This window comes from Phenylobacterium sp. (genome assembly GCF_044358365.1).
GTDB lineage: Bacteria > Pseudomonadota > Alphaproteobacteria > Caulobacterales > Caulobacteraceae > Phenylobacterium.
Genome location: NZ_JBIKNZ010000091.1, coordinates 1 through 11087, shown reverse-complemented (window position 1 = coordinate 11087; position 11087 = coordinate 1). Strand labels below are relative to the sequence as shown.

Genomic DNA, 11087 nt, shown 5'->3' with positions numbered 1-11087 from the left:
TGTTCTTCGACCATATGGGTCCTTCCGCGTTCCAGCCCGGCTTCGGGCGCGAGGTGGACGTTCGACCGCATCCTCACATCGGAATCTCTACCGTCACCTATCTGTTCGAGGGCGAAATCACCCACCGCGATAGCGTGGGCGCCGTCCAGCCGATCCATCCGGGCGAGGTCAACTGGATGACGGCGGGCTCGGGCATCACCCACTCTGAACGGTTCGAGACACACCGGGCCCAGGGCGGAACCCTGCACGGCATCCAGGCCTGGGTCGCCCTGCCCGACGGCCAGGAGGAGATCGCGCCGGCTTTCGCCAATCACGGGCCGGCCGACCTGCCCACCTATGAGACGGGCGGCCTCTGGGCGCGGCTGATCGCCGGCAAGGGGTGGGGCGCCGAATCGCGGGTGAAGACCCACTCGCCGATGTTCTATTGTCACTGGCGCCTCGCGGCCGGCGCACAGGCCGAACTGCCAGCCGAGTATCCCGAGCGCGCCGCCTATGTGGTCGACGGGACGGTCGAGGCCGAGGGCCGCACAATCCACCCCGGCCAGATGGCGGTGTTTTCGCCAGGCCAGCCCGTGCTGTTCACGGCGACGACGCCCGCCACCGTAATGCTGCTGGGCGGCGAGCCGGTGGGGCCGCGTTTTCTGGAATGGAACTTCGTGTCCTCATCAAAGGACCGGATCGAACAGGCCAAGGCCGACTGGCGGGCCGGGCGAATGAAGCTGCCGGACGCCGACGACGCGGAGTTCATTCCGTTACCGGAAGCGGGCTGACTGCCTATCCGGCCAGCGCCTTGCGGGTCTGCGCCCAGTACTGGGCGCCCGTGATCAGCGTGACCAGAGCGGCCAGCCAGAAGAGGCTGTGAGCGGCGACCTCGAAGCCGTGACGCAGCGGCGTGCCGTCGGGCAGGCTGAAGGCGCCCCAGGCTGCGACGATCAGTTCCATCGTCAAAGCCGTGAGCTGGAGCGTGGTCTTCCACTTGGCCAGCAGGGTGACCGGCAGTTTCACGCCCTTGCCGGCGCCCACCTCGCGCAGCGCGCTGACGGTGAACTCGCGGAACAGGATCAGGCCCGCCGGCAGCACCACCCAAGGCTGGGGGCCGAGCGACAGCAGGCCCAGAATCGCGCCGCACACCAGCACCTTGTCGCCGATCGGGTCGAGGATCGCGCCCCAGACGGTCTCGGCGTCAAACTTCCGCGCCAGCCAGCCGTCCACGAAATCCGTGAGGGCAGCGACCACAAAGGCATAGACCGCCCACCGCTGCAGGGCGAACTGGGTCTGCGGCTCAAGCCGGTCGGCGAAATAGGGCACGGAGCCGGATGACGCCGCCAACGCCACGAACATGAACAACGCCATGACCAGACGCGATCCGGTGAGGATGTTGGGCAGCGATTTCATGGCGATCAAACGTCCGGACCCTGAATGTGTTGCGCAAGCTTAGCGGCTTAGCGACGGCAGGGGCAGCAGGAAGTCTGCGCCCTAACCCTACCCCCGCACCTTCTGCAGCGCCACGGCGATCTCGGCGTGCCTCGCCCGGCTGATACCGTAGGCCATCAGGATCACCAGCGAGATCGTGCAGACCACGGCGGCCGCCGGCCCCCAGATCATCACAAGTCGGACCTGGACATCCTCCGGCAGGATCACGCCCACCTGCTGGCTCACATCCCTGGGGAACCGAACCAGGTCCAACGCAATGCCGGCCAGCATCACGCCAATCCCGGATGCGGCCTTGTTGGCAAAGCCGAGGCCGGCGAAATACAGCCCCTCGCGCCGGCGGCCGAACAGCAGCTCGTGCTCGTCCGCCGCGTCGGCCATCATGGCGGGATAGGCGACCATCGCCAGACCAGTTCCTATACCGGCGACGAAGCTGTTGCTCATCATGGGCAAGATCGCGTCATCGCCCACCGGGGCCCAGAGGCCCATCACCCGCAACCCCTGCAACACCAGCCAGTTGGCCATCAGCAGCGAGATGCCGAGCACGATCAGCGTCTTCTTCTCCATCAGCTTCTGCAGCAACGGCGCGAACCCGACTCCGAGCAGCAAGCCGGCCAGATAAGCGTAGCCGATGAACTGGATGGTTTCGGTCCGCATTCGCCAGACGAAGACAAACGCATGGCTGTTCAAGGTGGCGTTCAGACCCATGGCCGAGAACATGATCACGGCCGAGAGGAACAGCACCCGGAACGAGCGGTTTCGGAAGATCTCGGCCACCTCGCCGGGCAGACGCGTTACAAGGCCTCCGGTCGCCGGTTCAGGCTGCGGCAGGCTGGCTGCGTATCGCCAGACTCCGAGGCAGCACAGGCTCATGGCCACCGCCAGCAATATCGCCACCGACCAGCCATAGCCAGGATAGCCCTCCGGCCGCTGCAGGCCGCCGTCGGCGAAGAACACCACATAACCCAAAGCGGTGCAGATGAGGCCCGCGGTGATCCCGGCGACGCTGCGATAGACCACCAGACTGGTGCGCTCGGCGGAGTCCGTGGTCATCTCGGCGGCCAGCGCCAGATAGGGCACGTTGAACACCGAGGCGAAGGTGCGGGTGGCCACCGCCAACACCGTGAGCCAGGCGAACAGCCCCCACTGGGACAACCCCGACGGGGGCGAGAACAGCAGCCCCAGCGAGAGAGCCACCAGCGGGATCGACCCGATCATGAAGGGCAGACGCCGCCCCAGCCGTGACTTCAGATTGTCGGACCATGACCCTACCAGGGGATCGACCCCGCCGTCGAAGGCCAGGCCAATGGCCAGCGCAGCGCCGACCAGGGCGCCCGACAGTCCCAGCACGGCAGAATAGTAGAAGAAGATGAACCCGACGGCGGTGTCGAAGCCGCCGCCCTGGGCCATCTGGCCAAGGCTGTAGAATATCTTCACCGCGCCCGAGGGCTTGCGAACGGCCGTGGCCGGTTGCGTCAAACCCTCGGTGTTCGCCAATGCCCGCGCCTCCCCATCATTGATTGACGGAGAGTGTAATTGCGTTCGGCGGCATGGCAATCGCCAGGCGGCGGGCTCAGCCTGGCCGGGAGGGTCGCCGCGGCGGCAGCTCGCCCAGGAAGTCGCGCTTGCCGATGTCGAGACCCTCGGCGCGCAACAGGGCATAGACGATCGTCGTGTGGAACTGCACGTTGGGAAGGGCGAGGTTCAGCACATAGTCCAGCGCCGGGAAATGGCGCGCGCCCTTGGGGCTGGGCAGGACGATCTCGCGGTCCTCGGCCCCCTCGAAATCGCCCGGCGTCAGGGCGCTCAGCTCGGCCAGCGCCCGGTCCAGGGCGGCGCGGACCTCAGGCAGCGTGACCAGCCCTGTCACCGCCACATGCGGCAGTCCGCGAAGCCGCGCCGTCGCGCCGACGGCGTTGTCGATGGCCGAGGCGATCTGGACGAAGAAGGGGTTCATGTCGGGCGCAAGCCGCAGCCCGGCCAGGTCCGAAACGTTCCGCCCCTCATCGCGAAAGTGCGCCTCCGCCCGGTCAAGCAGATGGACGATGACACCCAGCGACCGACGGAAACGAGGCACGGTGAGCTCAAACAAGGTGACGGGCATGGGGGCGGCTCCATGGGGGCCTGTCAACTAACCGGGAACCGTCACGCCAGCGTGACAGCGACGCCGTCTTCTCGACTTGGGGGCGAGGGAATGTATCGGCGCGCGGGCTTCGTAGGAGATGGATGGGCGAAAAGGGACATCTGGCGCCAGGCCAGCATGGACATCACGGGATCATCCCTCAGAATGGGTGGGGTGAAGCGGTTCCGGATTTCGTCAAGAACCAGCCGTGGAACATCAAGGGACTGGACCCCGTCACACATGGCCGAATTCATGGACGCTATACGGTGGATGGCGTGAAACTGCCCCGGTTCAATCCGGCAGAGCGCGTCTGGCACGGCACGCCGACCTGGACGAAGCCGGCCGCAGCGGGGGCGGTCGGCGGCGCCGTGAGAGCGCCGGTGCGGGCGAACGAGACGTCGCGGTGATGGACCTGCCGGCATCTGTTCTGGGGCCGTCGGCTATTTTGTTGTTCTTCGTCGGCGTGTTCATCTTTGGACATTTTCGGAATGCCCGACTGGAGGCAAAACGGAGAGAAAGCGGCCAGCTTTCGGATGCCCAGGCCTTTCAGATGCGCGGGCGCATGCGGCGTCTGGAACGACCGACCTTGTTGCTGATCCCGACGACTTCGCCGGGGTCCTCGAAGGTAGGCGGCCTGCCGGACCTTCCCCTGGGCGTGGTCTGGCCGAAGGGTGAAGGTGAAGCTCTGGCGTTTGTCGCACAGATCGACATCGAGACCTTCCGAAAGCACGGGGCGTTTGACTGGCTTCCGGAACGCGGACGTCTCTATCTGTTCTTCGATGACGACCGGAACGGTGCGGCAGACTGTGGAACACTGATCTACACGAATGATCCCCCTGGACCGGAGCGCGTCGCGCCGCCGGATCTTGCTCGGTCCCGGCGATTTCTGGAGCGGCGGGTGGGCTTCCGCCAGTTTGCCTCGTTTCCCAGTCCCGATTGGTTCGACGAGGATTGGCCGGGTCACAACATGGACTGGAGTGGGTTCCGGGGCCTAGAGGACTGTGATTTCGGCGACGAGATCGAGCACCGGATCGGCGGGTATCCCGGGGCGATCCAGGACGGCCAGATGCAGATCGAATGCGAGTATCTCTGGCGAGGCCAGACGCGGGACTATCGCGACGACGTGCCTGAGACCATTCGCGTCGCTGCGCGCCAGTGGCGCCTGCTTCTACAAATCGACAGCGACCCGGCGCTGAACATGAACTGGTGGGACGGGGGGCGGCTCTACGTCTTCATCCGGGCGCGCGACGCCAAACGCGGGGATTTCTCGAAGATCGTGACAATCACCCAGACGCACTGAGCTGGGATTGGCGACGGTGTCGGGCGTTTAGCGGCTCTGTAAGCTGTCCCAGGCAGCCCACCCTGCGCGCCCGCCGCCCGATGGAGAATCATTGCGACCGCGCCACAGAGACGAGGTCCATCCCCTTCTCCCCTTGCGGGAGAAGGTGTCAGCGCAGCTGACGGATGAGGGGTCGCGCCGGCCTTGCCGCTTCGGGGGCCGCGCCATCGGCCACAGTGGCGCGCGGAGCAAAACCCCTCATCCGACCGGCTGCGCCGGCCACCTTCTCCCACAAGGGGAGAAGGGCAAGCCCCCTCGCGATCCCTCGTCCGAGGGGGAGCGGGACTTCAATCTCACGATAGTTGCGAGCCGACCCGGGGACTTGCTGCTGCTGTCAAAACTCACCCCTTCCGGAAGTACGCATACACCCGCTCCGCCAGCGGCCCTGACACCCCGTCCACCTTCAGCAAATCCTCCACGCTCGCCCGGCTGACCCCCCTCGCAGACCCGAACGCGTGCAACAACGCCCGCTTCCGCCCCGGCCCCACGCCATCGATCTCGTCCAGGGGGTTCTTCTTCATCTCCGCCGAGCGCTTGGCCCGATGGGTGCCGATGGCGAAGCGGTGGGCCTCGTCGCGCAGGCGCTGGAGGTAGTAGAGCACCGGCGATTTCGGCTCGAGCATGAAGTAGGGCTTGCCGGGGATGAAGAAGCGTTCCAGCCCGGCGTCGCGGTCGGGGCCCTTGGCCACGCCCACCACGGCCACATCATCGACGCCCAGGTCGGCCATCACCTCCATCACGACCGCGATCTGGCCCATGCCGCCGTCGATCAGCACCAGGTCCGGACGCGCCACCTCCGCGCCCTCCTCCTCGTCCTTGGCCAGGCGGGCGAAGCGGCGGCGCAGCACCTCCTTCATCATGCCGAAGTCATCGCCGGGGGTGATGTCGGTTCCTTTGATGTTGAACTTTCGATACTGGCTCTTCTGGAAACCCTCAGGGCCGGCCACGATCATGCCGCCCACGGCGTTCGTGCCCATGATGTGGCTGTTGTCGTAGACCTCGATCCGCTCGGGCGGACTGTCTAGGCCAAAGGCTTCGGCCACGCCCACCAGCAGTTTGGTCTGGGCCGATCCCTCCGCCATTTTGCGCCCAAGCGCCTCACGGGCGTTGGTCAGCGCGTCATCCACCAGCTGGCGCTTCTCGCCGCGCTGCGGGCGGACGATCTCGACCTTGCGGCCCGATTTCTGGGTGAAGGCTTCGGCCAGCAGAGCAGTCTCGGCGGGAACAATGCTGACCAGCACCAGCTTGGGGATCGGTTTGTCGTCATAGAACTGGCCCAGGAAGGCGGCCATGATGTCGGCGTCCTCGTCGCTCTTGTCGACGCGGGGGAAGTAGGCGCGGTTGCCCCAGTTCTGCCCGGCGCGGAAGAAGAACACCTGCACGCAGGCCTGGCCGCCCTCCGTGTGCAGCGCGAAGACGTCGGCTTCCTCCAGGGTTTCCGGGTTGATCTGGGTCTCCTGGGCCACCGAGGCCAGGGCGCGGATCCGGTCGCGCAGGCGCGCGGCGGTCTCGAACTCCAGATCATCGGAGGCGGCCTGCATGGCATCGGAAAGCTGGGTCATCACCGCGCGCGATTTGCCCCGCAGAAACGCCTCGGCCTGATCCACCAGACCGGCATAGTCCTCGAGGCTGATCAGGCCGGTGCAGGGTGCGGCGCAGCGCTTGATCTGGTGCAGCATGCACGGCCGGGTGCGGCTCTCGTAGACGCTGTCGGAACAGGACCGCAGCAGGAACGCCTTCTGCAGGGTGTTGAGGGTGCGCGTAACCGAGTGCGCGCTGGCGAAGGGGCCGAAGTAGTCGCCCTTGATGGTGTGGGCGCCGCGGTGCTTGCGCAGCTGGGCGGCAGGATGCTCACGTCGGATGACGATCTCGGGGAAGGACTTGTCGTCGCGCAGCAGTACGTTGAAGCGCGGCTTCAGCTGCTTGATCAGGTTGATCTCGAGCAGCAGGGCGTCGGTCTCGGTGCGGGTGGTGATGAACTCCATCGACCGGGTCAGGTCGACCATCAAGGCGATCCGCTGGGTATGGAAGCGGCCCTGGGCGTACTGGATCACCCGCTTCTTCAGCGAGCGCGCCTTGCCCACATAGAGCACCTCCCCGTCCTCACCCATCATCCGGTAAACCCCCGGCCGGTCCGGCAGGCGGGTGACATAGTCCTTGATCAGGGCGGCCCCGGTCAGGGGCGCGGCAGGTTCCGACATGGGGGCAATATAGGCGAGTCCCGACGCCGTCGCAGACTCAACGGATCACGGCGCCATCACATTCAGCACCGCCAGGGTCATGGCCGTGACGCCGGTGCGGATCGAGGGCTCGGGCATCGGCGCGAAACCGGGGTGATGATTGGCGGGCAAGGCCTCGCCCCGGGCGCGTGCGGCAGCGGCCAGCGCGGGATCATGGCCGCCGATGCTGAAGAAAAGCGACGGCACGCCGGCCATGATGAACTCCGAATAGTCCTCGCTCGCCGAGCCCGGCCCTGGCGCCAGCACGGCGCGCTCGCCGAATGCGGCCTTGAAGACCGTGGCCGTTCGGGCCGTCAGCGCCGCATCATTGATCACCGCGCGGCCGCCGGACACCAGTTGCACGTCGGGTGCGGGTGCGCCGGCCATGGCGGCGACCGCATTGGCGGTGCGGCGAATGCCGTTCAGCAGCACCTCGCGCACCCCGGCGTCAAAGCTGCGGACGGTGCCGCGTACGACGGCTTTGTCCGGGATGATGTTGCCGGCGCTGCCGCTCTGGATCGAGCCCACCGTGATGACACCAAATTGCGTGGCGTCCTTCTCGCGGCTGATCACGGTCTGCACATCCATGGTGAAGCGGGCGGCTTCGATCACCGGATCGATGGTGACGTGCGGGGTCGAGCCATGGCCGCCCTTGCCGTGGAAGGTGATGTCGAGGCTGTCAGAGTTGGAGCTGTTGACGCCGGGGCGATAGCTCACCATCCCCGCCGGCCCGGGGCCCACATGCAGGGCGAAACCCATGTCGGGCTTGCCGAACCGTTCGAACAGCTTGTCGGCCAGCATTGCGCGCGCGCCGGTGACGGTCTCCTCGGAGGGTTGGCCGATAAACATGAGCGTCCCGCGCCACTTCGCCTTCATGGCGATCAGCGCCTGGGCGGTTCCGACCCAGGCGGCCATGTGGATGTCGTGGCCGCAGCTGTGGGCCACCGGCGAGGGCTTGCCGTTCCAGTCGGCCACGGCGCGGCTGGCGTAGGGCAGACCGGTCTTTTCCTCCATGGGCAGGCCGTCCAGCTCGGTCCGGACCAGCACCGTCGGGCCCTTGCCGTTGCGATAGATCGCCACAATGCCCGTCTTGCCGACACCCTCGGTCACCTCGAAGCCCAGGGCCCGCATCTCCTTCGCCAGCTTCGCGGCGGTGGCGGTCTCCTGGAAGCCCAGCTCGGGGTTCTGGTGGATGTCCTTGTAGAGCGCATCGAGCCGCGCATAGCCCTTGTCGAGCCCCGCCTCGATCACAGCCTTGTCGGCGGCGACGTTGCCGGCCAGCACCGAGGACGCCGTCGCCAGCAGCAACGCCGCAGCCGCGACACCCGTCATATATTTCAATGTCAAACTATCCTCGATTGCTGGCCTCTATATCCTGAACGCCCCGGCCTGCAGACGCTCGAACACCGACTTCGTAAGCTTCACATAGCCCCGTTTGGGGTCCTTGAAATACATGACGCCCTTGATCCGGTTCGGATCGTAGCCGTCGCTGACCAGATCGACCTTGCGGATCTTGAAGGTGCCGGTGGTGTCCAGAGCCGGAAGCAAGCGGATGAACAGCGGCTGGGCGTAGGGTGGCATCTCGCGGGCCACATGCTCGCCGAATGCTTTGACATCGAACGGGCCATTCATCACCAGCGCCGCCATACCGGCACGGCCGTCGGCGCCCTCGACCTGCACGCCATAGACCGTAGCCTCATCAACCCCCGGGAAGACCAGCAATTGCTCGGCCACCTCGCTGGTGGAGACGTTCTCGCCCTTCCAGCGGAAGGTCTCGCCGATGCGGTCGACAAAGTAAAAGTAGCCGTCGGCATCGCTCTTCATCAGGTCGCCAGTGGCGAACCAGGCATCGCCACGTTCGAACACGTTCTGCAGGATCTTGGATTCAGACGCAGCCTTGTCCAGATAGCCAGAAAAGTCAGTGCGCACGTCGCTGCCGATCTTGCCTATGCATTGGCCTACCTGGCCGGCGCCGCATTCGATGCAAAGGCCGTTGGCTGCGCGCTCAACGATCCCGGCCTCCTGATCGTACTGGACGAGGCGGATGCTGAAACGCGCCTTCAGCCATTTGGGAACTCGCCCGATGGCGCCCTCGCGGCCATCCCAGTTGAACAGGCTGACGTTGCCTTCGGTGGAACCATAGAACTCCAGGATGTCGGGGATCCTGAATCGCCGTTTCAGGGTCGGCCAGACGTCGGGACGCAGACCGTTTCCGAAGGCGAGTCGCAGCTTGTGGCGGGTCTCCTCGAGAACCTCCGGGTAGTTGACCAGATAGCGACAGAGCTCGCCGATATAGACGAACATGGTGCAGTTTTCGGCGATGATATCCGGCCAGAACTGGCTCGCAGAGAACTTGCGCTTCAGCACCACCGAGCCCCCGTTCAGCAGCGCCGCGCCGAGCGCGCAAAGCCCGCCGGTGGCGTGGTAGAGCGGCAGGCACACGTAGATACGGTCTGTCTTCAGCGCCCCGGTGGAGCCGGCGAACCCGCGCATGTAGAGCTGGGCGCGCATGTGGGTGATCCGGGCGGCCTTGGGCAGGCCAGTGGTGCCGGAGGTGTAGATCAGGAGTGCGGTGTCGTTGGCCGTCATGCCGTCACGCACGCTGCGGTCGGGGGGAAGCTGGCTGCAGCTCTTCAGGGCCTGGATCAGATCGCGCTGACCGCCATGCGCCGGGCCCAGGATCCATTGCTGCATCGGGCGATCCAGCTGGCCGAGGGCCGCCCCGAATGCGGGCGAGGTGTCGCCGTCCACGAGCACGTGGTTGGCGCCGGAGATGTTGAGGCAATGGGCCAGCGGCGCGCCGACCAGCTGGTTGTTGATCAGGGCCGTGACCACGCCAACCTTGCTGAGGCCATACCAGATGGCGAAGTATTCCAGCCGGTTGGGCATGAACAGCGCCACCACCTGGCCACGCCGCAGATTCTGGCTCTTGGCCCAGTGGGCGTAGCGATTGGCGATCCCGTCCAGTTCGCCATAGGTGACGGTGCGACCCTCGAACGTCATGGCCGGGCGGTTGCGGTACAGCTCCAAAGCCGCCTGGATATCGTCGCAGATCAGGTTGTCGCTCTCGCGAGTGATCGTCTTGACCCGCTTCAGGGTACGACTGAGCCCTTTCCAGAATCGCCAGTCACGCTTGAGCCTGGCCTGGAACCGCATTCCGAACTCCCTGTTAGAGGCTCAGATTGAGGGGCGCCCGTCGCTGCGGTCAAGCGGTGTCAGCGGATAGGACCCGTCGCGGCCCGCTTCAGGAACCGACCGGCAAAGACATTCGTCGGCAGGCCATCTTCGTACGCCGTCGCCCCGTTCACCCAAACACGTGAAACGCCGGTGGCCAGAGCCTCTGGATTTGCGTTGGTGGCGTGGTCAGTAATGGTGTCCGGACAAAACAGCACCAGATCAGCGTAGGCGCCGGTTCCGTCCACCAGCCGGGCGCCGACGATCAGGGTGGAGGCCGTGGCCGGGGAGATCGCGCCCAGCCCCAGCAGCATGGCGGCAAGCCCGGCGGAAAGGGTCTTCAGACGCATGGGGGGTCTCCGGCGGCGGGCAATCAGTACGAACCCCACCGCCACAGCGCAATTTCGGAGGGTCGTTGAGCGATCGCAAAGAGGCACGCTCCGCTGCGCGCCCATGTCCGCAGGTGAGGGAACAATCGCCGCCAGCTGTTGTTGGGTCTGAACCCCCACCGGAGACACACCATGACCAAACCCACCCCGCCCAAGGTCGTCGAACTGCATCCCGGCATGATGGGCGACGGCACCGAAGAGCAGAACCTGAACCAGAAGGGCGATCCCTCCGCCCGGATCAAGGAAGACGAAGTCAAGGACGCGTTCGGCGAAAAGCCCCCCACCCCTAGGCCATCGACTCATTAAATCGCATCCAGATCCTGACTGAAGCGAGCTTGACGCTGGCGAGGTAGTTTTCAGGGTTCTTGTCGTAACGGGTTGCGACGGCGCGGAAGTGTTTGAGCTTGTTGAAG

11 protein-coding genes and 2 pseudogenes are annotated in these 11087 nt (G+C 65.7%); 5 read left to right on the top strand and 8 right to left on the bottom strand.

Annotation, left to right across the window (positions count from 1 at the left end; genetic code table 11):
- Positions 1-14: 14 nt before the first annotated feature.
- Positions 15-206 (top strand): annotated as a pseudogene (locus ACIQ3B_RS16815) (pirin family protein); the annotation flags it as partial.
- 210 nt (positions 207-416) lie between these two features.
- The gene (locus tag ACIQ3B_RS16810; protein WP_397404616.1) at positions 417-770 is read left to right on the top strand and encodes a pirin-like C-terminal cupin domain-containing protein; all 354 of its coding nucleotides are present in this window, start codon (positions 417-419) and stop codon (positions 768-770) included.
- Between the two features lie 4 nt (positions 771-774).
- On the opposite strand, the gene pgsA is transcribed toward ACIQ3B_RS16810, so the two are convergent.
- From pgsA to ACIQ3B_RS16795, 3 genes are all read right to left on the bottom strand, one after another.
- Positions 775-1395 (bottom strand): CDP-diacylglycerol--glycerol-3-phosphate 3-phosphatidyltransferase, encoded by a 621-nt coding sequence (pgsA, locus tag ACIQ3B_RS16805; protein WP_397404612.1) that lies wholly within the window; start codon positions 1393-1395, stop codon positions 775-777.
- 87 nt (positions 1396-1482) lie between these two features.
- On the bottom strand, positions 1483-2928 hold the full coding sequence (locus ACIQ3B_RS16800; RefSeq protein WP_397404610.1) for an MFS transporter: 1446 nt from the start codon (positions 2926-2928) through the stop codon (positions 1483-1485).
- 76 nt (positions 2929-3004) lie between these two features.
- Positions 3005-3535, bottom strand: a complete 531-nt coding sequence (locus tag ACIQ3B_RS16795; RefSeq protein WP_397404608.1) for a DUF1993 family protein — start codon at positions 3533-3535, stop codon at positions 3005-3007.
- A 122-nt stretch (positions 3536-3657) separates the two neighbouring features.
- Here ACIQ3B_RS16795 and ACIQ3B_RS16790 point away from each other — a divergent pair, with 122 nt between their 5' ends.
- Complete coding sequence (locus tag ACIQ3B_RS16790; protein ID WP_397404606.1) at positions 3658-3960, top strand: hypothetical protein; 303 nt, start codon at positions 3658-3660, stop codon at positions 3958-3960.
- A gap of 155 nt (positions 3961-4115) precedes the next feature.
- Positions 4116-4853 carry a YwqG family protein gene (locus tag ACIQ3B_RS16785; RefSeq protein WP_397404604.1) on the top strand — a complete coding sequence of 246 codons (738 nt, stop codon included), beginning with the start codon at positions 4116-4118 and terminating at the stop codon, positions 4851-4853.
- Positions 4854-5233: 380 nt separating this feature from the next.
- Here ACIQ3B_RS16785 and uvrC read toward each other — a convergent pair whose 3' ends face one another.
- The 4 genes from uvrC to ACIQ3B_RS16765 are packed head-to-tail and all read right to left on the bottom strand — an operon-like array spanning position 5234 to position 10635.
- Entirely contained in the window at positions 5234-7093 is a 1860-nt protein-coding gene (gene uvrC / locus ACIQ3B_RS16780; RefSeq protein WP_397404602.1) for an excinuclease ABC subunit UvrC, read from the bottom strand.
- 45 nt (positions 7094-7138) lie between these two features.
- Positions 7139-8443, bottom strand: coding sequence for an amidohydrolase (locus tag ACIQ3B_RS16775; protein WP_397404614.1), 1305 nt, complete (start codon positions 8441-8443; stop codon positions 7139-7141).
- A 36-nt stretch (positions 8444-8479) separates the two neighbouring features.
- Complete coding sequence (locus ACIQ3B_RS16770) at positions 8480-10267, bottom strand: long-chain-acyl-CoA synthetase (RefSeq protein WP_397404600.1); 1788 nt, start codon at positions 10265-10267, stop codon at positions 8480-8482.
- A gap of 59 nt (positions 10268-10326) precedes the next feature.
- A complete protein-coding gene (locus ACIQ3B_RS16765) occupies positions 10327-10635 on the bottom strand; it encodes a hypothetical protein (RefSeq protein WP_397404598.1) in 309 nt (102 codons plus the stop codon).
- 171 nt (positions 10636-10806) lie between these two features.
- On the opposite strand from ACIQ3B_RS16765, the gene ACIQ3B_RS16760 reads away from it, so the two are divergent.
- Positions 10807-10980: a hypothetical protein gene (locus ACIQ3B_RS16760; RefSeq protein ID WP_397404596.1), complete on the top strand. Its 174-nt coding sequence runs from the start codon at positions 10807-10809 to the stop codon at positions 10978-10980.
- Here ACIQ3B_RS16760 and ACIQ3B_RS16755 read toward each other — a convergent pair.
- A pseudogene (locus ACIQ3B_RS16755) lies at positions 10961-11087 on the bottom strand (IS5/IS1182 family transposase); the annotation flags it as partial. The gene ACIQ3B_RS16760 and the pseudogene ACIQ3B_RS16755 sit on opposite strands and share 20 nt — an antisense overlap.